Below are 22,405 nucleotides of genomic sequence, written 5' to 3'. Positions count from 1 at the left end.
CTTTTCCAATGTTAACATTATTTAATTCTAGCTCCATTTGCTCCAAGCTTGTAACCTTGGATCGTTGTATTGGCAGCCATTTTACCATTTGCGTAGAAGTAGTACCATTTTCCTCCAATGTAGAACCAGCCAGTTTTCATGACACCTTTACTGTCCATGTAGTACCAGCTGCCTCCGTTGAATAACCATGAAGAAGTCATCATCTCGCCTTTAGCGTTCATGAAGTACCACTTTCCACCGGAGTAAACCCAATTAGAAACGACCATTTCACCTTTGCTTCCAAGGTAGAACCATTTACCTTTGCTTGAAACCCAAGCATTCGTTAGCATTTTACCATCGCTTCCAAGGTAGAACCACTTGCCTTTGCTTAATTGCCAAGCATTGGTTAACATCTTACCGTCGCTTCCGAAGTAATACCATTTACCTTTACTTGAAACCCATGCATCGACTGTCATTTTACCGTCAGTTCCGAAGTAATACCATTTGCCAGAAGATTGTACCCATTCATTGGTAACCATTTCTCCCTTGGCATTTACGTAATACCAAGTTCCCTTACCTTGAATCCAAGTATTCTCTTTCATAGCACCATCTTGATCTAAGTAATACCACTTAGCTCCGTCTTGTAACCAGCCAGTTTTACGCTGACCTTTTTCGTCATAGAAGAACCATTTCCCATCTTCTTTTACCCATCCATGTTTAAGGATGACTTTTGCTGTGACTGTTACTTGCGTTGAGCTACTTACATTTTCAGAAGCATCTTCTGCTGTTACAGAAATCTTCGCGCCTGCTGCTTGCTTCGCAATGTCCATTGTGAACTTGCCTTCTGGATCAGCTGTTACGCTGCCAATTTCTGTGCCATTTACAGTTGCTACTACTGTTGAACCTGCTTCTGCTGTTCCTGTAAGAACTACATCTGCGTCAGTTACTGCATTGACTGTTGGGGCTGCTGGGGCTGTCGCATCAGTTACGACAACTTCCCTCACGCCACTTACATTTTCAGAAGTATCTTCTGCTGTTACAGAAATCTTCGCGCCTGCTACTTGCTTCGCAATGTCCATTGTGAACTTGCCTTCTGCATCAGCTGTTGTACGGCCGATTTCAGTACCATTTACAGATGCTACTACTATTGAACCTGCTTCTGAAGTTCCTGTAAGAACTACATCTGCATCCGTAACTACATTGACTGTTGGTGCTACAGGTGCTGTCGCATCAGTTACGACAACTTCCGTTACGCCACTTACATTTTTAGTCGTATCTTCTGCTGTTACAGAAATCTTTGTGCCTGCTACTTGCTTCGCAATGTCCATTGTGAACTTGCCTTCTGCATCAGCTGTTGCACGGCCGATTTCAGTACCATTTACAGTTGCTACTACAGTTGAACCTGCTTCCGCTGTTCCTGTAAGAACTACATCTGCGTCAGTTACTGCATTGACTGTTGGGGCTGCTGGGGCTGTCGCATCAGTTACGACAACTTCCGTCACGCCACTTACATTTTCAGAAGTATCTTCTGCTGTTACAGAAATCTTCGCGCCTGCTACTTGCTTCGCAATGTCCATTATGAACTTGCCTTCTGCATCAGCTGTTGTACGGCCGATTTCAGTACCATTTACAGATGCTACTACTGTTGAACCTGCTTCTGCTGTTCCTGTAAGAACTACATCTGCGTCCGTAACTGCATTGACTGTTGGTGCTGCTGGTGCTGTCGCATCAGTTACGACAACTTCCGTTACGCCACTTACATTTTTAGTTGTATCTTCTGCTGTTACAGAAATCTTTGTGCCTGCTGCTTGCTTCGCAATGTCCATTGTGAACTTGCCTTCTGCATCAGCTGTTGCACGGCCGATTTCAGTACCATTTACAGTTGCTACTACAGTTGATCCTGCTTCCGCTGTTCCTGTAAGAACTCCATCTGCATCCGTAACTGCATTTACCGATGGTGCTGTTGGTGCTGTCGCATCAGCTACAACTACCTCCGTTGCTTCACCCACATGTTCAAGAGCATCTGTTGCAGTAACAACAATTTTCACTCCTACTGCTTGCTTTGCGATGTCCATTGTGAATTTGCCTTCTGCATCAGCTGTTGTACGGCCGATTTCAGTGCCATTCACAGTTGCTATTACTGTTGAACCTGCTTCCGCTGTTCCCGTAATAACCATATCATTTTCACTTATTGCATTTACCGTTGGTGCATCTGGAGCAGAAGTATCTGTTCCAATTAATTCTTTTGTATCTCTTACACGAATACGTTCACCTTGAGCAAATGAACCGGATAATCCAACTGCTTCTAAAGTGTCGCCTTTTTTCAATACTGGAACTGGTCCGCTTTGATTCACGATGTAACCATCAGTGAACACAAGTGTATCACCAGATCCGTCATTGATGACATAAGAGTTGTCGTCGAATTTAGATACGACCTTACCTTTTACTTTTACAAGCAATCCTTGGTTTTCTGTTGATGTTGCTTGACCTGTTTCAACTAGTTTAGGCTGAATCGGGTCACCATTTTTGCTAAGGATGATGACATCATTTTCAAACTTTCCAAATTCAATCTCTTTGTTGTTGTCGAAAGAAATGATGTGACCATATACACGTACTTTGTCACCTGGTTTGATTGAACCAGCAGGAACTTCTTGGAATGCCATGATTCCGCCAGTTTCATCTTGCAAGTAGAATGCGTCAAAGAAGACGCCTGCTCCAGTTGTAACTGTTCCTTCAATTACCGTTTCAGTTTCTTCTGCAAGTTTACGAGCATCACCGATTGAAGTGATTTTCGTTTCACGATGTGCCAACCAGTTGATGGCATTTAATGAGAACTCGTCATTGCCTTTCGGCTCATATGACTCATCGATTTGCTTATCGTTGAAGATGTTCATTCCAGATACGATGATACGGCCTTTTTCACCAATTTCTTCAGATGCGATCATCGGAATTTGAGATCCGCCTGTTGTATCGGAAACTGCATCATAAGTGTATCCGCCAGTTTTGATATTACCTTGGTAAGTCGTCTCATTACCTTTTGCAAGGATGACAACCTTTCCACTTTCAGTAAGTGGCTGATTGTTTGCTCCAGATAAACTTGTTCCACTGTAATAATCAATGAAAGATACACGGTCTGTAATATAGTTGGAAACTAATCCAGGGTGTAGTCTTACTGCGAAAGGACTTACTTTAGGATCGCTCCAGAAGTTCCCTTCCTTGCTATCATCGAATACGCCGTCATTACCCATTCGAATCGCTGTTCCAATATCACTTAGCATGTCGTTATTTACGGTAGGATCAGTACTGTTATTGCTCTTACCTGCCATTAATAATGAACCGCCATTTTTCACAAACTTAGCAATCGCAGCTTTTTCTTCTGCAGTAAAGACTGCTTTTGGATGTGTGATAACTAAAACTTGAATTGCACTTAAAACGGCATCCGTAATAACTTCTTTGTTTTCAGATACTGTATAGCCTTCTTTTTGAAGAAGAGTAGTGAATGACTTAAGGTTATTAGCGTAAGTTCCGCCATCCGTGCTTGTATTTTCGTTGTTATGCTTAGCATCGATTAATACTTTAATGCCCAGTGGTTCTTTCACTTCTACAGGAAGGGTAAACTTCGTGTCACCCAAGTCCAGATTGTCTAATGAAGTAACAACAGCGATCAACTTATGGTCGCCTTTAATCGGGCTGTTCCATGTAAACGTTGCTGTTCCAACACCTTTTGACACGATAGATGAAAGATTGCTAGTTCCGATTAAACTTGCTTCTTTCACTTCATCGTAGTAAAGGTCCACTTTAAGATTCTTTACTTCTTGAGTTCCATTGTTGCTTACGTTGGCCTTAATTGTTGCAGGGTTGCCTTCGATGATCACGTCACCGACAACGTCGATTCCGTTCACTTTTACATCAACCGCTTCTTCTTTAGACCAGATTGGTGCAGAGTACATTTGCTCGCCGTCAGCTTGAGTTACTTTTACAACGAACCATTGTTGTCCGCCAGTAACTTTGTAGCTTGGCTCCCAAGTGAAATCTGTTGTGTTCGGAGTGATTGAATCAACGACAGTACCGCCGTTTGAAATCAATTCAACTTTCGCAATCTTGTCATCCGACTTATATGAACTTGGAAGATAGTTGTAATCTTCCATGCTAGGTGATTCTGCTACTAAGTCGCTTCCAGAGATTTTGAACTTTAGATCCTTGCTGTCTACAGTTGATCCCATATAATAGCCGTTCGCTAAAACATCTAATGTGAAGTTTGGATCTTCAACCATGTAAACACGCATGTTGCGCATAGAGTGAAGAAGTGATTCCTGAGATAAATCGTCAGCAACGATTACTGTACGAGCTCTTGTTTGTCCCCAAGTACCTTCATGGTTATCTTCACCGTATGTTGGTGCTACGTGCCATCCTAAATCAAGCACAGAGAAGAATTTCTTTTCAGCATTCGCATAGCCATAGTGACCTGAACCATTACCTACTTCAAGCATCGTGAACAATTTGTCCACACCTTGGTTGTAAGGTTTAAAGTTATTGAATGCATCTTTTGACATATCAGGGTGGTTAAATTGTCCGACGATATCGTCGTATGTCATAACCCAAGCATAATAATTATTCAAATCTTGATATTGCTTACCATTAATATTTCGGTCGATAAAGTTCTCTGAACCAAAAATATTTGAGTGTCCCCACGTTGTTGAAGTCATTTCAAATGCTGGGAATACTACGTAATCACCATTCTTTGTATATTGTGTAGCTAAATCCTTTGTTGTTTGCCAATCTGCTCCACCCTTACGTTCCTGCATTCCTTTATGGTCAACTGTATCTTGACCTAATAATGTTGGATCGATATCGTGTGAGTGGTCAGAGAAAGCAAACCAATCGTAATTGTACTTTTTACCAGCTTTTAATGCATCTTCTGGTGTACCAGCACCATCATGTGAGATGTTTGTGTGGTTATGAGTTGTACCACGGTAATGGTTTCCGCCTGTAAAACGCGGAACAGATTCAAATGCCCACTCATATACCGTTTCGTTATTCTTTACATCTTTTGCCGTTACTTTAATTGTGTGAACTTTAAGTTCAAGGTCATTTTCTGGTGTGAATTTGATTTGGCTCTTACTGATCGAAGCTTTAGTATAGTCGATCTCAGAACCATCAAATTCAACTTTGATTGATGTTTCATCAACTCCGCTTGGATCTTCTACTAAAATAGAAATCTCCGGACGCGGACTTTCACTCTTAGAACCACCAACAGGCGTTTCTCCGAAAAATCTTGGTCCTTCTTTATCAGCAATAACGCTGACAGCATGTGGAGCTTCTTTTGAACCAGAGTTTACTAGTTTTTCTCCAGCCTTCGCTTCGATATAATACTCGAACCCGCCTGGAACAGCACTTGCGTTAAGGACCGATGTATAGCGACCTTCGCTGCTTGCAGTCATTGTTACTGCTGTGTAATCTGTCGTTCCAAGAGCGCGATAGTAAAGAGTAACAGACTCTGCTCCGCTTGCTGTTGCAACAAACTCAATGTTTGCATCTTCATACGCTTGTGTAATAGCAGTATGCTCTAAGCTAAGTTGAGCAGAAATATCCTTCACATCACGTGGGAAAACTTGATATCCATTAACATGTGTTGCATTTGTTGTATACTGACCAACAATTCCTGTTACAGCATAACTTTTTCCAATAACAAGATCTGTATCAGGTTTAATACCTGTTTTCTCCATGACCCTAAGAGTAGTAGTTTTATTATTTTCATCAACAATAGTAACGTTGTAGTTTGTACCTGTTACGGCTACTGCCGATATTTTCCCACTTACTTTCACCAAGCTGCCTTCAAGAGGTTCAGCAACAGTGAATGTGTTCAAATCAAGAATTGAAATATCCTTAGCAATAGGAAGGGCGTTGCCTTCATCGATTTTAGTAATAATGGAAGGTTCAAATTCTGTCATCCCGTTGTAAACGATGACCTTACCTGTAACTTTCAACTTGTCGCCACGTTGAACAGTCAAACCTGAATCGTAACTTCCGAAAACGTTGATTCCGCCAGTTGCGTCTTGGATGTAGAAATTGTTTTTCTGAGTACCAAGAATTCCGTTTTGAATTGTCACGATACCTTCGATTGTGAAGAATCCATTAAGGTTTTTCAGGATTCCCCTGTCATCCGTTGCTTTTACTTCATTTAAAGGCGTGACAGTATCTGTATCTGCTTTTGTTACAGAAACAGGAACACTTTCTAACATGATTCCCTTGCTAGTATTACTTTGTTGTGTCACATAAACAGTATTAGGAGCGTTGTCAAAAGTAATCGCCGAAAAAGCACCCGTTCCTAAAACTTCTTCTTGTGTAGTGTTTAATCTTTCTGTTTGAACAGCAGATTCATTTGGGTAGACATTAATAATGGACTTAGCCACCCCTGCACCAGGGCTTCCAATCAATGTACCTTTACCATCTTTATCAACGCTATAGCTCAATTTATCTTGTACGATAGAATTGCTTGGTTTTGCCAATGCAATCTCAATCGCATCACTTTCTTCTTTACCTTCTTGTGTTGCCGAAACATAAAGAGATGTTAATGCTGTTTGAGAAGTGAATTCCAATGAAAAAGATCCATCTTCAGCAACTGTTTTCGTTGCCAGCGTAGTTCCTTTAGCAGCGCTTTCATAGACTTTAATAACAGACGTAGTTGGAGCTGCACCAACCGTTCCAGTTAATTTCACAGTAGTATCTTGCTGTGTAAATTGCATTTTGTTACCAATTGCCTGCAAACTTACATTTGACTCCATTGGAGCTTCAGCAGGACTTGCAGTATTTCTTGGTTTAGTTACATTACCTACAAAGAAATCTGAAACGTTATCATCTGTATCCCATGCGTTCCCATTTCCTGGAGAAGGATTGACGTTAGCGTATGGTCTACGTTGAGCACTTGTAGTATTTGATAATGCTTTTGTTGGACCGGAGCCTTCAAAAGTGGTTGCTGAACCAAAACCTACAAAGTCTATTACATTTGGAGTTTCAGCATTATCAATAATCCTTACTTTCCCATTCGTTCCAGACATAGTAATAGTACCTGATGCATCCGCTGTCGGAAGTTCCACCCCGACGGAGCCACCTGCTTGTGTAATCAGGTAGAAACCATGTGCAGGAATTGTACCTGCTAATTTAGTAGACCCGCTCCATGCTCCAGTATTTGATGCATACTGAAAAGTCCACCCTTCCACTGAGACTGGCTGATCAGTAGGATTGTATAACTCAACGAAATCCTTATTATAAGGAGCTCCACTATTTCCCCCACCACCAAATACCTGACTGATCACAATATGATCAGCTTTGGCAGCGCTTACTTTCCCGACCATACTAGACGGCAGGACTGTGCCTACTAAAAGTAGCGCGGTTAAGAACATACTAGTTAAGCGCTTGTAGTTCTTTTTTATTGCTTTCCTCATTCATTAAAACCTCCTTTTATGTATGTAAAACTTGAGAACAAATAATTTCTCAGCGTCCCTTCCTTCATTATTCAAATTATTTATCCTCTATAATTCTACAAAATTATCACACTGAAAGATATGAAAATTTTAAATAAAATAGTAAATTCAGCCTACATTTCCGAATGGTAATTTCGACCATATAAAAACTAGTTTTCTTTTTTCGACAAACTTGTTACAGTAAGTAAGGGTTTCCAAATTTATCATAAAAAGTTATTCTAAAAAAGTTTGTACAGCATGTACTTTTTATAGGAGGAAAAATTTTAATGACGGCAAAAAAATCTATCAAAATCCTCTTTCAAAAAAAATTGGTTTTTAAACTACTTTGTTTCATGGTCACTCTAGCCTTCTTTATTCCGCAAACAGCAAGTGCCCATGCATATAGTGCTAGTTTTACAGACATTCAATTTTCTGATGATCAAACAAAAGTAGTTTTTTCAATAGATACTTTATCTCTTATTGAATTGCTGCCTGAGGTAGATATAAATGAAAACGGTATCTTAGAAAAGAAGGAATTAAAAAAAGAAAAAGCCCATATCGAAGAATTATTGACGGAGTCTGTGGCAATTGATAAGGCAAACGAAGAACAAGAAGCAACGATCGAAAAACTTCAGATAGTGAAGAAAGAAGACAAAGAATTTGTTTCGCTTACTGTGACTTTCCCAGCTTTCTTACCTGGAGATACGTTTAGTCTGACCGATGGTTTTTATGTAAACGACAATGACACAAATTATATAAATTTAATCACTTCTTCTAATAGAGGTGAAAAGAGTGAAGCCGTTTTGCAAGGAGATAATCGAACTTGGACTCTTCTTTTAACGGAAATTCAACAAGAACAACAGGAAGGCGCAACGGGAACAACCACTGAAGAAGTGGCTCCTGTAAAAGAAACCAAATATGTCTCTAGCTGGACTTCCTTCTTAAAATTAGGCATGTTGCATATTTTAACAGGTTATGATCATTTACTATTCTTATTGGCTCTACTCGTTTGGAAACAGTCTTTCAAACAGTACGCAGCCATCGTTACTTCCTTTACCATTGCACATAGTATTACCATCAGCCTTGCTGTTTTAGGAATCGTAGATCTTCCATCTCGATTCGTCGAAGCGGTAATCGCGTTTAGTATTTGTTATGTGGCAGCTGAAAACCTGTTCAGAAAAGAAATCCGTCATCGTTGGGGATTAACTTTCCTTTTCGGTTTAATTCACGGTCTTGGCTTTGCCAACATCTTGAAAGAAATGAATATCCCTAAATCACACCTAGCCTCAGCGCTATTCAGCTTTAACATTGGAATCGAGCTTGTCCAACTAGCGATCGTCATTTTGATTCTGCCAGTTCTTTCATATATACATCGCCAGGATTACTCGAATAAATTTAAAAAATATATTTCGATTTTGATCATCCTTTTTGGAGCATTCTGGCTGTTTGAACGACTTTTCTTAACTTAAAGCCTCAAATACCTTCGTGAAATCACGGAGGTATTTTTTAATGCAAAAATAAAAATTCGAGCGGACAGTTATTGCAGTATAAAAACACTGTCATATTTTGTCTAATTACCGTTAACATTTTCTTTACAATCCATTTGGAAGCTGATATGATAAACCCGTTCAAATATTGAACGGTAGAAAGGTAGGTTATTTATCTATGAATATATTTCCTATATTAGATGCCCTTTCCAAGCAACCTGAAATCAGTCAAAAAATGCTGGCAAAGCTGTGCCAGATTTCAATCGGAAAAGTGAATTATACATTAAATCAACTTGCCAAAGATGATTTCATCAATATAGAAAAAGCAGGAAAAATCTTTCATTATACTATCACTGAAAAAGGCAGAGAATTTCTTAAAAAGGAACTAGACAACATGCATGAGACAAAAATGACACTCCACAATAAAGAAAAAAAGATCATCAAGCAGGCTGTTATTCTTGCTGCTGGTGAAAAGTCAGATTTCGACAGACCCGCTGGACTTTTAGAAATTGACGAGACAACAGCCATTGAAAGAAACATGAATATTCTTGAAGCGAATGGAATCGAGAAGTTCATCATTGTTACAGGCTACAAAAAGGAAGCGTTTGAACAACTTGAGAGCTTAAAAGAGAAAAATGTAGTACTAGTGGAGAATCCTAAGTTTCTTTGGACAGGCAGTATGTCTTCCCTAGCATCCGTTGCGGAGCATATTTCTGACGACTTCATTTTAATAGAAGATGATATTTTAATAGAAGAGAATGCGATCGAGCAACTTCTGAACCACGAAGAAAGAGACTGCGTCCTTCTTACAAAGGAAAGCGGATCAGGCGATGAAGCATTTGTTGAAATTCGCAATCATTACCTTTATAACATCACAAAAGATATTCATCAATTAAACCGAATTGATGGTGAAATGATCGGTGTTACGAAGATTTCTCACGATGTATACAAAGAAATGATCGCTATCTTCGAAGACAATAAAAATCCATATTTGAATTACGAATACATGTTATTAGATGTTTCACGCAAGTTCGATGTTGGTTATTTACGTATTGCTGACTTGATCTGGTCGGAAATCGATAACAAAGAGCACTACCTTAAAGTGAAGGATAAGTTTTACCCGATGTTAAAGAGAAAAGAAGCAGATTTCAGGGAGCGCGAACTAAAGTCAATGATTGGGGACGTTCTTGATATCAGCATCGATAAAATCTCTAACATTTCTGCGCTTGGCGGTTTAACAAACCGTAATTTTAAAATGACCATTGATGGTGAAGAATATGCAGTTCGCGTACCCGGTAAAGGTACTGAAGCATATATCCGTCGAAACTACGAAAAATACAATTCGGAGTTAACGAGTCAGATTGGCATTAATCCTGAGACCCTTTATTTTAACGAAGATACAGGTTTGAAAATTGTGAAGTACATTCCAAATGCTGAAACTCTAAATGGTAAAACGGGAAAACGCGAAGATAATCTGATCCTTGTTGCGTCGACCTTCAGAAAGCTGCACCATTCTGATGCCATCATGAAAGATCGCTTTGACGTTTTCGAGAAGATCACAGAGTATGAAACAATTCTCGCCGACCTCAACGGTAAACTGTTCGATGGACATGAAGAAGTAAAGCAACAAGTCCTTGCTCTTGAGGATTACTATAAGTCTTTAAATGTAAAGCTTACTCCATGTCATAATGACCCGCTTGCTGAAAACTTTGTAAAAAGCGGCGAAGACAAGATGTACCTTATTGACTGGGAGTTCTCAGGCATGAATGATCCATTATGGGACATTGCTGCTTATATCATTGAAGCGGAATTATCGACAGCAGAAGAAACGCTGTTCTTAATCCACTACTTCGATGGTAAGGTTACGGTTGAAAATCGACGTCACGTACTGATGAACAAGATTTTCCTCGATTTCCTTTGGACAATTTGGGCTTTAATGAAAGAAGCTGGCGGCGAAGAATTCGGTCTTTATGCTTTCAACCGTTTCACTCGTGCGCAAGCGAATCTGAAAGAATACAATAAATACTTTAAGGAGATTGAGCAAAGTGCAAAAATTTAACGTAAAAGGTGTGTCCATCGGATTAGCGTCTGGTCTGACATGGGCGATTGACACAATCTTAATTGGAATTGTTTTAGCTTCAACAACATTTATGGATTTCGCAGAAATCGCTCTTGCAGCTCCACTATTGAGCACATTCCTGCACGATGCATTCTCTGCCCTTTGGATGATGATACTAATGGGTGTAAGAGGAGAATTAGGAACGGCTTTCAGTAAGTTCAAAACGAAAAGCGGTTGGTGGGTTGTTTTAGCAGCTACGCTTGGCGGACCAGTCGGCATGACGTTCTACGTATTATCGGTTCAAGAAATCGGAGCATCTTTCACAGCTTCTATTTCTTCTGTATTCCCTGCAGTAGGTGCATTCTTTGCATTCTTGATTCTTAAAGACAGATTATCATTAAAAAACTGGGCAGGTTTGCTCACAAGTATTATTTTTATCACAGCATTAAGCTATTCAGGTGACTTATTCTCAAGTACGACAGTATCAATCGGTCTTATCTACATCTTGCTTTGTATCTTTGGGTGGGGTATGGAATCCGTTATTTCTGCTTACGGAATGAAGGACGACGTAGTTAGTCCATTAGAAGCGCTTATGATTCGTCAGCTTACTTCAGCTGCTATCTTTGGTGCGTTGATCATTCCAATTTTTGTTGGACATGACTTAACAGCTAAAGTTGCATCATCTTCAACATTCTGGTTCATCGGTCTAATTGCATTGGCAGGTACGCTTTCTTACGTATTCTACTACCAGGCAATCAAACTTCTTGGACCTGTTAGAGCAATGGGATTAAATATTTCTTATGCCGCATGGGCGATCTTAATTGATATAATCATTTTGGGAGGAGATTTCACTCTCAAAAACTTCTTATTCGCGGTTATGATTATGGCAGGTTCAATCTTAACAGTAATGGAAGATAAGAAAAAGCCATCAGAGAAAGGTTCGAAGATAAACGATGAAAGCAATCATTCTAGCAGCAGGAATGGGGACCCGCTTACGTCCCTTAACAAATAACACACCTAAAGCCTTAGTAAAAGTACTTGGTGTACCAATGATTGAAAGACAAATTGAGTTCCTTTTAGATAAAGGAATCATGGACATTCACATTGTCACTGGATATTTACACGAGGAGTTTAACTATCTCAAAGAAAAGTACGGTGTTCATCTCGTTCATAACGATAAATACGCTGAATACAACAATATTTACACCATGTACTTGGTAAGAGACCTTTTACCGGATGCTTATACTTTAGAAGGCGATGTATTCATGAATAACAATGTTCTGGATGCTTCGCCAAAAGCCTCCACCTACTTCTCTAAATTGAGTGAGGACTTTAAAGGAGAATGGATTGTCAACGCCAACAGTGAAGGCCTAGTGACTTCGGTTGAAGTGGCTGACGGTCAAAATAAGCATATTCTATCTGGAATTTCTTACTGGAATGAAGAAGATGGAAAGTTCATCGTTGAGAAACTAACCGAAGTGATAGAATCCGGAGATTTTAAGGACTTATATTGGGACGAGATCGTAAAACAAAATATTTCTGATATGAAAATCTATCTGAAAAAACTAGCGACAACAGACACGTTTGAAATTGATAGCGTCGCTGATTTGGAGCAAGTCGAAGATATTTTGAAACAGAAAATCTAAAAAAAGAGGCTGCCCACTGGGACAGCCTCTTTTTCATTTATAATTTTCCACTAAGATCAAATGCTTTATATTGATGGTAATGCACTTTTTCATGTAACTTGGACCTAATTTCCTGACAAAGACAGTCTTCGATCAGTACCTCGTTATACCTTTTCAGTGCAACATGCCAAACATATTTACCTTTAAGAATGAAATTTAACACGCTATTACCTCCTTTAATTTTCCATAAACCGCAGGAGTCCGTATTCGGAAACTGGCTGGCTTAGTTTCTTGAAACCTTAGCCCCTATAGTTTTGCGTCATCATCTTTCAATGATTTTGCCATTTCGTACGATTTATGTGTTACATATCTCTATATCAAATATATGTAAACACGCCTGCCAATAAAAGGGTATTAAGACCTATAAGTTGGAAAATAAATGAATTTTTTTACGTGTACCTCTTGGTAATATCTATGTTCATAAAATACCCCTCATACACTAGTTCGAATTTTCCCCATTTTTTAAGGTGGTAAACTCGGTGTTTTTTCCTATTTTTACTTTACAAAAACGATCCAGTTTCCGATATGATATTAGTGAAATACACATCAAGGAGAATCAGCATGAAAAAAATAATAGGTGTTGTGATAGGTTTATTTCTATTGTTTGGATTTTCTGCCTGTATGGGAAATATGACGGAAGAACCATCTGAAGATCAAGAAACAACAGAAAACGAAGAAGTGGCAACAGAGGAAGTAGTTGAAGAAACTGCTGAAAGCACGGAAGAAGAGGCTGCTACAATACCGGTCGAGGAAACTGTTGTAGAGGAGACCGTCTCTGAGGAAGCACCTGTTGAAGAGACTTACGTTGAGGAAGAAGAAAGCGAACCGATGGAAGACTACTCTGATTTTGAGTCAGATACAGATGATTTGGAACTATATTATCAAGTCATGAATGATTACGTAGATGCAAGTGGCGGATATATTTTCAATATCGAGCGTCCCGAAAATGATTTCCACGAATTTCTTGTCACAGCTGAAATTGATAGCAGTTCGGCTGCATCTCTACTCTCTCAAATGGAAAATGACATTCCAAACATATTGATGGAATCAGGAGTATTTGAAGGGGAACCAATCTACATAACAATCCAAAATACTTACGGTGAACCATTGATTGATAATTACTAGAGAAGTGCAAGGTGCGCCTTAAAATCAATCAAATCATAATTAATTTCCCAATCTTGTCTAGAAAATAGACGAGGTTGGGATTTTTTTATTTTGTGTCCTATTTTGTTAGATTACGTCGTTTTCTATCGAGAACATTTTCTTTAAATAGGTTCTTTATTAAGGTAACATGGACATAACCATATAAGAGCGATCGTTAGGCACAAACGGAAGCTAAATATTAAAACTTAGGAGGATGGAAAATGCCACTTTTGCACATGAAAGAAGTTTTCACCCCTCTCAAGCTGTTCGGTATCAAGATTTTTAGGTGTAAAGAAGGCTATACATACATTAAAGTATGGAAGAAACCAAGAAAACGGATTTTCACTTAATTCAGCAGTTGCAAAACCCGGTACGGCTGCCACCTGCCTGGTAGCCTTGCCGCTTGCACGCGGTCACAGCTTGACGGGAATAGTTAATTTCCCTCTATTTGAAATATTTTCCCTCGTTCTAGTGATTTTTTCCCTCTTCAAAAATTTTATTCCTTTAATCTCCACTTTTTTCCCTTTCTCAGAGATTTATTCCCTTTTTAACCAAAACAAAAAACCTGCCCTAATAATAGGACAGGCTTCTTCATCTACTTATCGAATCCAGGCACCATTGGCTCCTAGTCTATAACCACCGATTGTCGTATTAGCTGCCATGATACCGCTGTTGTAGAAGAAATACCATTTCCCACCGATATACTTCCATCCTTTATCCATTGCGCCACTTGAGCTCAAGTGATACCATTTGCCGCCATAAGATAACCAGCCCGTTTTCATGGAACCATTAGAGTTCATATAATACCACTTGTTTTTATCAAGCAACCAGCCTGTATGCATAATTCCTGAACTTGGTGTCAAGTAGTACCACTTGCCGCCAGAGTAAAACCAGCCTGTTCTCATGTCTCCTTTAGGATTAAGGAAATACCATTTGCCTTTTACGAGTTGCCAGCCTGTTTTCATGATTCCTGTTTCAGGCGTGAAGTAGTACCATTTCCCTTGATCCAGCAGCCATCCTCTTTTCATAGAACCGCTTAATTCAAAGAAATAACGTTTTCCCGCTTCGCTGTACCAGCCCGTTTTCATTCTACCAGTCTGATCAAACAAGTACTTAGTTCCACCATCTTGATACCAGCCAACTTTAAGAGTTTCCCCATTCTTAAAAGTATATTGGTAGAAATCCTGAGCAATCGTAGCAACTTTAACTGCCCATGCCTCATCAGTCGCATACTGATGGAAGTTGCTGTTGTATCTCATATTATCCAACGTCGGTTGAATGATGTTATAACTTACATTTGTTTGCTCATCACGATTGATATAGCCATTATTAATCCAAATTGCCCCCGAAATGATTCCATTCTTAGGGGTACTAAAATCATAGGCCATGCCGTAAGGATCGCTATCAAAAGCTCCGATACCGTAAAAATTGTATTTATCATTAACGATTTTTGATTTACCCCAGCCTGTTTCTAGTGCTGAATGGGCAAGTAGATAAATGGCGTTCAAGCCGCTCACCTTTTGAGCTTCAAGGTAAGCTTCGCCCATCCCAGCAATAAGGCGGGTCTTGTCGGCGCCAGTCTTGTATGCAATGTATCTATTAATCTCTCCAGCTGTAATATTCGCAACTGAATTTAAAGGGGTGAAAATGGTAATTTTATTCGTTACAGCATTTTCTTTTTCAAATTCGTATTGAATCAAGTTATTCCCAAAGTTCATGGCTTCATCTGTTTTTGAATCGATATACAAACCATAAACCCAACCTTGAACGCCCTCTTCTGTTTGCACAAAGTAGTAGTTAGATTCTGCTTGGTAATCCAAGACAAGTACTTTTGAGTTGTCCGGAATTTTCACATCGACGCCATTAACATTGACCATTGGATACGACGTACCTGGTCCTTGTCTTAGGTTGCGCCATTCCTTCAAAAGCCATGTACGGTCGATGATATTTTCACTTAAATAATCTTTATGAATCCAACCTGTTTTACTGCCATCTTCTGTTTTAACTTCCACTGCATAATCTTGCTCGTTTAAGATGACGACAACATCTTTATACTTTAAGAATTCCCCGCTTCTTCCATACACAGGATCCTGATGGAAATTCGAATCGCTCAAGCCTTTAAAGGTTTTATACAATGGCAATTCCACTGCTGTAACATATTTTGTATTCGTACTGCTAGCTGGAACAACAATATTTTGGACCTCTACCTTTACGTCCGTAAGGCTACCGGAATTTTCTTCAGCAGCCTCTTCAATGCTTTGAACAGGAGCTTCTTCTTGTAAAATAACCTCTGATGTTTCAGTTTTAGCCGTAGTGCTTGTTTCTGAATTCTGTTCAGAAGTGATGTCAGCTGTTGCCGTTTCGCTTTTTTGAGTATCTGTTTTCGCACTTTCTAACAATGCAGAATCAACAAATGCAGTTGAATCACTTGTTGCAGTTTCATTTCCATTCAGTTCACTCGCCCATACTTGACTGATTGGATTCAATAATGACAAACCTAAAAAGCTTATTGCCAATCTTTTTGTCCATTTCCCCTTCAAACATGTCACTCTCCTAAACTATCAATCATTGATTCTATATTATCACATTTCGACAAGTCGTCTTCCATTTTTCTGTAAATACATAGATTTGGAAATGAAATGTTAAAAATAGATAAATAAACCTGTCAATTTACGACAAAAAACGTTAAAATATTTATTTATAAGACCGATATATAACTTACTAGGGCAAAATCGCTGAAAAGTGATGACGCAAAGCTATAGGGGCTTCTGTCTATGTACAAAGCCAGCCAGCTACCATCAAAATGTAAAGGGGAAAGATTTGATGTCAAGAAGTTATTACGTTACACCTGAAGAAATGCTAAGAAAGAAACAAAGAAACAAGAGCCTTCTTTATGCTTCATTTATTGCATTATCAATGGTAATTAGTGCATTAGTTAGCATCCTTGCTAACCAAATATAAGGTTCTTACCGCACGTTGTGTGGTCTCTATATTTAAAACCCTGGCTGAGTAGCCAGGGCTTTTTTACGTTTTATGGTAATTGCTTTCTTAGCCTTAGCGTGATTTAATGGCGGTTTTTTGGAATCTAACGACGGTTGTTTTGAGTTTAACGGCGGTTATTAGGCTTCTTACGGCGGCTACACAAACATCAGTCACCTACAGCGATTATTTTCATTTTTTCCTCGATTGCTTCTTTGCACAGTTCGTTTAGCTTTTCAGCGAAATATTCCATACTATAGTCACCCTTATACGATCTATGATTTACGGAACGAAAGTCCCTTTTCCGTTAAACTAAGGCGGATTCTTTCCATTGCCTTAGGACCCATCCCGTGCAATTGCATGATATCCGCCTCGGCATGGTCAGTAAATTGTTCAAGGGTAAAAATCCCTGCGCCATGAAGTGCGCGAAGTGCCGGTTTCGCTAAACCCGTCGGCAAATCAATGCCCTTCACACGTTCGTTGTGAGACATAAGACACTCTCCTTACTTAATTATTGTTTTTTATCATCTTAAAACTAAATTTTGTATCAATACGAAAATCGTAAAGGCCGATGTTAAAAATAATAAGATGGCCATCCGCTTTCTTGCTTTTTTAAATTCAGATAAACCCGCCACGAACGCCATGGCCGAAAGTGAGAAAAGGATGATAGGAATGATTGCGTTATCACTCGTCATAAGTCCGTATATAGATAATACGAATGCAACTGATGCAAATACTACCCTATGTATATTTAAAATTACAATCACCTCATTTCTTACTACTCTTGTAATACATTCTCCCCATGCCTCGTTCCTCCCTTCCAAAGTAGCCTTTAAATAGAAAAAAACCCTCTCCAAAAAAGAAGGAATATAAGCATCTTTGCGGAATACCTTTTTCAAAGGAGTGATGCCATATGATTAAATATCCAATCTTAAAAGCGGGTTCAACGATAGGAGTTACCGCCCCTTCCTCTGGAGTGCAACCGGAGCTCCACGATTTACTTCATCTTGCAAGCGATCGTTTGAAGGAGAAAGGATTTAACGTCGTCTTTGGTGACACCGTTTGGACGCAAGAAAAAGCAAAATCTTCTTCTGCAGCTCAACGGGCAGAAGAGTTTAATGAAATGATGGGCAATGATTCAATTGACCTCATTACCCCTCCTTGGGGCGGAGAGCTACTCATAGAAATGCTAGAAGGTATTGATTTTAATTCAATTACAGATAAATGGGTTTTAGGATATTCAGATGTAAGCGCATTGTTATTGGCTATGACGTTAAAAACAGGTGTAGCTACTGCTCACGGAACTAACTTTGTAGATTTAAGAGGCGAGTCGTGGGATGAAACGACTGCTTTTTGGCTTTCCGTCTTAACGACGAATGAGGGGGCCACTGTTCTCCAGCGTTCATCAACGAACTACCAAAAGGAATGGCAGCATGCAAATCCAACTCCATGGGTATTTCACCTAACGGAAGAAACAGAATGGAAGACGGTCTCGAATAAGAAAGTAAAGTTGCAAGGACGCCTACTTGGTGGTTGTATAGATATCATCAGGCATTTGATAGGAACCCCTTTTGGCGATGTACGAAGATTCCAGAAGCATATGATTCTAGGTGAACCGGTTTTATGGTACTTTGAAAATTGCGAATTGAACACAACCGATTTAAAAAGATCGTTGGTACAAATGAAATACGCGGGATGGTTTGATCATTGTTCTGGCATCATGTTTGGCCGCAGCAGTGCCAATCACCCGGTCGAAGACTATACCGTGCTTGATGTTTACAAAGATCTTTCTGATGAATTTGGAATTCCAATTGTTTACGATATTGATTGTGGCCACCAACCACCACAAATCACTTTGATCAATGGAGCATATGCCGAAGTTGAAGTAGACGACGGTAAAGGCATCGTTGCACAATACTTCAGACCTTAAGATTCTTATATACAAAAATAAGAGCCGAAATGGCTCTTATTTTTTGTCCTCAATCGTCCTTAATGTTTCTTCAAGCTCAATGACAATTCCTTCGTGTGTTTGCTTGAGGTCTTGAAAATCTATTCCTTCCCCAATGCTTTGAGGGAATTGTTTTTCTGCTTCCGTCAACCTCTGTTGGGTACGTGCCGCATTCTTTTGACGAAGCAGCGAAAGGGCAATGGCTAACTGGTTTTTCCAAACAGGAATCGCCGTAAAAATGGAAGACTGAATTTTTTCGATCAAGTCCCTATTTGTCCTTTGTATCAGCCTGATTTGAAGCGCATTTTGCAACGTGACTTCCCGACTTATTTTCAAATCATAAATGCGTTTTTCCAGAAGTTCGGTGAAATGGGCCAAATCTTCCTCTTCCCTTTGATCGAATTCTCCACGGTCCCGTTCTCCCAAGTACTCTTGATTTGCCAACGCTTTTCGCAGTTCGGTTAACTTCGCTTCTCCTGCCGCAATATACACATTAAGATCATGAAAGTATTCTTTGTTGTTGTGATAAAGCTTATCAAGCATCAAGGTGTCTGAAAAAAGTACGTTCTTGTTACGTTCAAGCTTTACGACTACTCGATCAATCTGGACGGCTGTTTTCTGAAACTTGGAGACCGTTTCATGAACGGATGATGCCGTCTTTCCAAAAATCCGCGCAAAAAAGGAAGGCTTCTCAGCCCTCAAGTCATCGGGATGAATCGTATGAAACATCTTCACCAACTCAGCGATGGTCCCGCCTGTTTCTCCGGCATTTCGGCGCTGTGCTTGTTCAAGCATCAAATTAGAAAAAGCTACAAGCTTTTCTTGAGCTTGAATACCATACGATGCGATGAGTTGTGAATCAGCAGGGTTAATGGCCTCCATGAGTCGGGAAGCTTTTTGCTTGCTCTCTATAGGCAACTTCTCCAATAAAATATCTTCTTCCTTTTTACTAATAGCTCCATCGGAGAGGATTTCCATCATATCCTCGCTTCGCTCCTGCATGTCTCTGTTCATCTCAATCTCCTGGTATCATCAATGGTTTTCACGGAATGTTTGGCAACATCCAGCTCATAGTTTAATGTATCAACATCATTAGAAAGAACGTCATACAAATCCTGCTCAAGTGTGCGTGATAAATCATTTAACGTTCTGCGCGTTTCCGTAAGGGCTTCATTGATCTCCGTATTTTTCTGGGATTGGGAAGAAAGTAAAACGTATTTCTCCGTTAGTTCAACGACCGAATCCAAATGCGAATAGAAAAATTGCTCACCTTGATAAAATCTTTTCGGCTCACTTTTGATCAATTTAAGAATTTTTTTTGAAGTACGCAGAAGATCAAGGCTTTGCCTAAAGAATGAGATCTTTCTGATGGAAAAAAGAGCTTTGTTCAAACGTCCGATTTTCTTCCTTGCTTCGGAAAGATTTCTATTTATATAACGATATTCCCTCCGAGTAAGTCCATGCTTTTTCAGGAAACTTTTCGTAGTGAAGAACGACGTAATTTTATAGGCTAAAAAACCGCCCACAATCGAAAAGACAGTGGAAAGCAGCATCGTTTGATCAAACCCAAAATAACTAATAAGCCAAACTGTGGCTGAAGTAGGTAGTGCTATAAATATTCGCAAAAAATAAGCGAAAAAGGAATTCATTCTTATCGACTCCTGACTGTTCGATTTTTTAAAATATGCATGTGTAAAATTAAGACTCTTTTCTAAAAGATTGTTGTTTTTCAGATAGGTTATGAATAGCAACTCGTTGAAAAAGTGTTTGATTGGAACGGAAGGTGCGAGACTCCTGCGGGAGCAGCGGGACAGGTGAGACCCCGCAGGCGCGATTAGCGCTGAGGAGGCTCACCGCCCGCCCCGCGGAAAGCGAGCATCCTGGAGTGGAAATCAACTCACCCTTAAATTGCAACCAAGTCTGGGAAAGGAGTCAAACATAAATATCTAGTGGTCTTTCTCCAGTAAAAGGCAGGACTTTAACGCTTTCTATTCATACGGATGACTCTAATAAATGTTTCATTCTATATGTTATTTAAACATACACGAAAACACGATGACTTTCTACCGCCGTGGTACTGACAAGCCTCTAAGACTTGCGACTTAGATGGGCAAAATATCTCACCCTCGAAATCCGTCGAGTGAAAAATCTATAAAATTAATAGTCTATAAGGTACGATGGATTCATACTATTAAATGGTTATATTTTACTAGAGGGGGATTTATTTGAAAATGAAGCGGTTGTTTCTCACATTATGCATGGTTTTCCTTGTAAGTTCAATCTTCTCATCCTTTGCGTTTGCGGATGAGACATCAGATGAAAAGCTCAACGTAGTCGCACTAGGTGATTCTATTACATACGGCTGGAAGCTAGATGACCGATCAAAGGCTTTTCCGTATTTGATTGGTATAGGCGACAACAATGTAACAAATGTCAGTTTTCCTGGCTGGACATCTACACAGTTACTGCAAACAGTGGCAATGACGCCAGAAGTTGATTTTGCTCTACAGCAAGCCGATGTCGTGACATTGAATATCGGCGGCAATGATTTGCTCCAAGCAACAGGAATCGGAGAGCTTATTAAAAATGGTCAACCTGCGACTCCAACAGCGGAAATGCAGCAAAAAGTCCAAGATGCGGCTCTCACTTTAGCCCAAAATATCAATGCGATTATCGCAGAAGTCCACGAACAAACGGATGCACCTGTTGTTCTTTACAATATGTACAATCCATTTGGACCAAGTGAAAATCCAACTATCAATTCATATCATGTCGTAGGTCAACAAATCATGGGAATGGTTAACAACATGGTTTACGCACCTATCAGCGTTGATACGGGCTCAGTATTAGCAGATGCATTTACTGCTTTTGATGGCAAACAGGCAGAATACATCCTGCCGATGGATGTTCATCCAAACGTTTTAGGTCATCAAGTGTTGGCTGATGTTGCCAATGAAGCATTAGATGGTTATAATCCTGTACCAGAAACAGGTTGGGTAACATGGGATGGTCATACGTATTACTTAGATGAAAATGGTGATCCTGTAACAGGCTGGTATCAAGTGGAAGGCAAGTGGTATCTATTCAGTACAGAAGGCATCATGCAAACAGGCTGGAAAAAGTGGAATAACAAATGGTACTTCTTAGAGAAGTCTGGTGTCATGAAGACTGGTTGGGTACTCGATAAAGGCAAGTGGTACTTCCTCGAGAAGGCTGGTGCCATGAAAACTGGCTGGATACTCGATAAAGGCAAATGGTACTTCCTCGATGTGAAATCTGGCGCGATGAAAACGGGTTGGGTACTTGATAAAGGCAAATGGTACTTCCTTGATTTAAAGTCTGGTGCCATGAAGACGGGCTGGTTATTAGATAAAGGCAAATGGTACCTTCTTGGGAAAGACGGAGCCATGAAAACTGGCTGGCAGCTTGTGAACGGTAAATGGTATTACTTATACAAGGATGGCAGCATGGCCTATAGCACAACGATTCAAGGCTACAAACTAGGTAAAGACGGAGCTTGGATTAAATAATCAAATTAAGAGGAGCCGAACATTCTATTTCAGGATGCTCGGCACCTCTTTTCTTAATTTCGGCTATACTTCAAAAAAAACAATCCTCATCTTGACACTCCCCTGCTCATCCGCATAAGTCCTTCGTCTTCA

General features: G+C 39.8%; 15 protein-coding genes and 2 riboswitches. Of the genes, 8 read left to right on the top strand and 7 right to left on the bottom strand.

The features are described 5' to 3' along the window. Window positions 1-17: 17 nt before the first annotated feature. On the bottom strand, window positions 18-7,424 hold the full coding sequence (locus BMZ31_RS17885; protein WP_090833303.1) for a DUF4350 domain-containing protein: 7,407 nt from the start codon (window positions 7,422-7,424) through the stop codon (window positions 18-20). Between the two features lie 305 nt (window positions 7,425-7,729). On the opposite strand from BMZ31_RS17885, the gene BMZ31_RS17880 reads away from it, so the two are divergent. The 4 genes from BMZ31_RS17880 to BMZ31_RS17865 all read left to right on the top strand — a co-directional run bounded on the left by BMZ31_RS17880 (window position 7,730) and on the right by BMZ31_RS17865 (window position 12,634). Beyond that, window positions 7,730-8,911, top strand: a complete 1,182-nt coding sequence (locus BMZ31_RS17880; protein WP_090833302.1) for a HupE/UreJ family protein — start codon at window positions 7,730-7,732, stop codon at window positions 8,909-8,911. A gap of 196 nt (window positions 8,912-9,107) precedes the next feature. Then, a complete protein-coding gene (locus tag BMZ31_RS17875; RefSeq protein ID WP_090833301.1) occupies window positions 9,108-10,988 on the top strand; it encodes an NTP transferase domain-containing protein in 1,881 nt (626 codons plus the stop codon). Then, on the top strand, window positions 10,975-12,000 hold the full coding sequence (locus BMZ31_RS17870) for a DMT family transporter (RefSeq protein WP_090833300.1): 1,026 nt from the start codon (window positions 10,975-10,977) through the stop codon (window positions 11,998-12,000). Before BMZ31_RS17875 ends, BMZ31_RS17870 begins: the two co-directional genes overlap by 14 nt. Next, window positions 11,942-12,634 carry a sugar phosphate nucleotidyltransferase gene (locus tag BMZ31_RS17865; RefSeq protein ID WP_090833299.1) on the top strand — a complete coding sequence of 231 codons (693 nt, stop codon included), beginning with the start codon at window positions 11,942-11,944 and terminating at the stop codon, window positions 12,632-12,634. The genes BMZ31_RS17870 and BMZ31_RS17865 overlap by 59 nt, the downstream gene beginning before the upstream one ends. Before the next feature lie 37 nt (window positions 12,635-12,671). Here BMZ31_RS17865 and BMZ31_RS20500 read toward each other — a convergent pair whose 3' ends face one another. Next, a complete protein-coding gene (locus BMZ31_RS20500; protein WP_175478173.1) occupies window positions 12,672-12,836 on the bottom strand; it encodes a hypothetical protein in 165 nt (54 codons plus the stop codon). A 43-nt stretch (window positions 12,837-12,879) separates the two neighbouring features. Then, window positions 12,880-12,966: riboswitch (cyclic di-GMP riboswitch) on the bottom strand. A 268-nt stretch (window positions 12,967-13,234) separates the two neighbouring features. On the opposite strand from BMZ31_RS20500, the gene BMZ31_RS17860 reads away from it, so the two are divergent. Continuing rightward, window positions 13,235-13,798 (top strand): hypothetical protein, encoded by a 564-nt coding sequence (locus tag BMZ31_RS17860; RefSeq protein ID WP_090833298.1) that lies wholly within the window; start codon window positions 13,235-13,237, stop codon window positions 13,796-13,798. Between the two features lie 617 nt (window positions 13,799-14,415). Here the strand turns inward: BMZ31_RS17860 and BMZ31_RS17855 are convergent. Further along, complete coding sequence (locus BMZ31_RS17855) at window positions 14,416-16,356, bottom strand: glucosaminidase domain-containing protein (RefSeq protein WP_090833297.1); 1,941 nt, start codon at window positions 16,354-16,356, stop codon at window positions 14,416-14,418. A gap of 175 nt (window positions 16,357-16,531) precedes the next feature. Continuing rightward, window positions 16,532-16,616, top strand: a riboswitch (cyclic di-GMP riboswitch). Between the two features lie 23 nt (window positions 16,617-16,639). Between BMZ31_RS17855 and BMZ31_RS20490 the strand changes: the two genes are divergently transcribed. Then, window positions 16,640-16,777 carry a hypothetical protein gene (locus tag BMZ31_RS20490; protein ID WP_175478171.1) on the top strand — a complete coding sequence of 46 codons (138 nt, stop codon included), beginning with the start codon at window positions 16,640-16,642 and terminating at the stop codon, window positions 16,775-16,777. A 293-nt stretch (window positions 16,778-17,070) separates the two neighbouring features. Here the strand turns inward: BMZ31_RS20490 and BMZ31_RS17850 are convergent, their stop codons facing one another. Both BMZ31_RS17850 and BMZ31_RS20140 read right to left on the bottom strand, forming a co-directional pair. Next, window positions 17,071-17,286 (bottom strand): helix-hairpin-helix domain-containing protein, encoded by a 216-nt coding sequence (locus BMZ31_RS17850; RefSeq protein WP_090833296.1) that lies wholly within the window; start codon window positions 17,284-17,286, stop codon window positions 17,071-17,073. Between the two features lie 33 nt (window positions 17,287-17,319). Beyond that, window positions 17,320-17,562 (bottom strand): DUF3953 domain-containing protein, encoded by a 243-nt coding sequence (locus BMZ31_RS20140; protein ID WP_139205976.1) that lies wholly within the window; start codon window positions 17,560-17,562, stop codon window positions 17,320-17,322. Window positions 17,563-17,708: 146 nt separating this feature from the next. On the opposite strand from BMZ31_RS20140, the gene BMZ31_RS17840 reads away from it, so the two are divergent. After that, entirely contained in the window at window positions 17,709-18,725 is a 1,017-nt protein-coding gene (locus tag BMZ31_RS17840) for a S66 family peptidase (RefSeq protein WP_090833294.1), read from the top strand. 36 nt (window positions 18,726-18,761) lie between these two features. On the opposite strand, the gene BMZ31_RS17835 is transcribed toward BMZ31_RS17840, so the two are convergent. Both BMZ31_RS17835 and BMZ31_RS17830 read right to left on the bottom strand, forming a co-directional pair. Then, window positions 18,762-19,757: a toxic anion resistance protein gene (locus tag BMZ31_RS17835; protein WP_090833293.1), complete on the bottom strand. Its 996-nt coding sequence runs from the start codon at window positions 19,755-19,757 to the stop codon at window positions 18,762-18,764. Continuing rightward, window positions 19,754-20,392, bottom strand: coding sequence for a 5-bromo-4-chloroindolyl phosphate hydrolysis family protein (locus tag BMZ31_RS17830; RefSeq protein WP_090833292.1), 639 nt, complete (start codon window positions 20,390-20,392; stop codon window positions 19,754-19,756). Before BMZ31_RS17830 ends, BMZ31_RS17835 begins: the two co-directional genes overlap by 4 nt. Before the next feature lie 582 nt (window positions 20,393-20,974). Between BMZ31_RS17830 and BMZ31_RS17820 the strand changes: the two genes are divergently transcribed. After that, entirely contained in the window at window positions 20,975-22,273 is a 1,299-nt protein-coding gene (locus tag BMZ31_RS17820) for an SGNH/GDSL hydrolase family protein (protein ID WP_139205975.1), read from the top strand. Window positions 22,274-22,405 lie beyond the last annotated feature (132 nt).

The organism is Bacillus sp. cl95 (assembly GCF_900115925.1).
Classification (GTDB): Bacteria; Bacillota; Bacilli; order Bacillales; family Cytobacillaceae; genus Neobacillus_A.
This window is presented reverse-complemented; position numbering and strand designations above follow the sequence as displayed.

Coding starts and splice junctions, on each gene's coding strand:
- BMZ31_RS17885 (WP_090833303.1), bottom strand. CDS start 7,424: ATGAGGAAAGCAATAAAAAAGAACTACAAGCGCTTAACTAGTATGTTC.
- BMZ31_RS17880 (WP_090833302.1), top strand. CDS start 7,730: ATGACGGCAAAAAAATCTATCAAAATCCTCTTTCAAAAAAAATTGGTT.
- BMZ31_RS17875 (WP_090833301.1), top strand. CDS start 9,108: ATGAATATATTTCCTATATTAGATGCCCTTTCCAAGCAACCTGAAATC.
- BMZ31_RS17865 (WP_090833299.1), top strand. CDS start 11,942: ATGAAAGCAATCATTCTAGCAGCAGGAATGGGGACCCGCTTACGTCCC.
- BMZ31_RS17860 (WP_090833298.1), top strand. CDS start 13,235: ATGAAAAAAATAATAGGTGTTGTGATAGGTTTATTTCTATTGTTTGGA.
- BMZ31_RS20490 (WP_175478171.1), top strand. CDS start 16,640: ATGTCAAGAAGTTATTACGTTACACCTGAAGAAATGCTAAGAAAGAAA.
- BMZ31_RS17850 (WP_090833296.1), bottom strand. CDS start 17,286: ATGTCTCACAACGAACGTGTGAAGGGCATTGATTTGCCGACGGGTTTA.
- BMZ31_RS17840 (WP_090833294.1), top strand. CDS start 17,709: ATGATTAAATATCCAATCTTAAAAGCGGGTTCAACGATAGGAGTTACC.
- BMZ31_RS17835 (WP_090833293.1), bottom strand. CDS start 19,757: ATGAACAGAGACATGCAGGAGCGAAGCGAGGATATGATGGAAATCCTC.
- BMZ31_RS17830 (WP_090833292.1), bottom strand. CDS start 20,392: ATGAATTCCTTTTTCGCTTATTTTTTGCGAATATTTATAGCACTACCT.
- BMZ31_RS17820 (WP_139205975.1), top strand. CDS start 20,975: ATGAAGCGGTTGTTTCTCACATTATGCATGGTTTTCCTTGTAAGTTCA.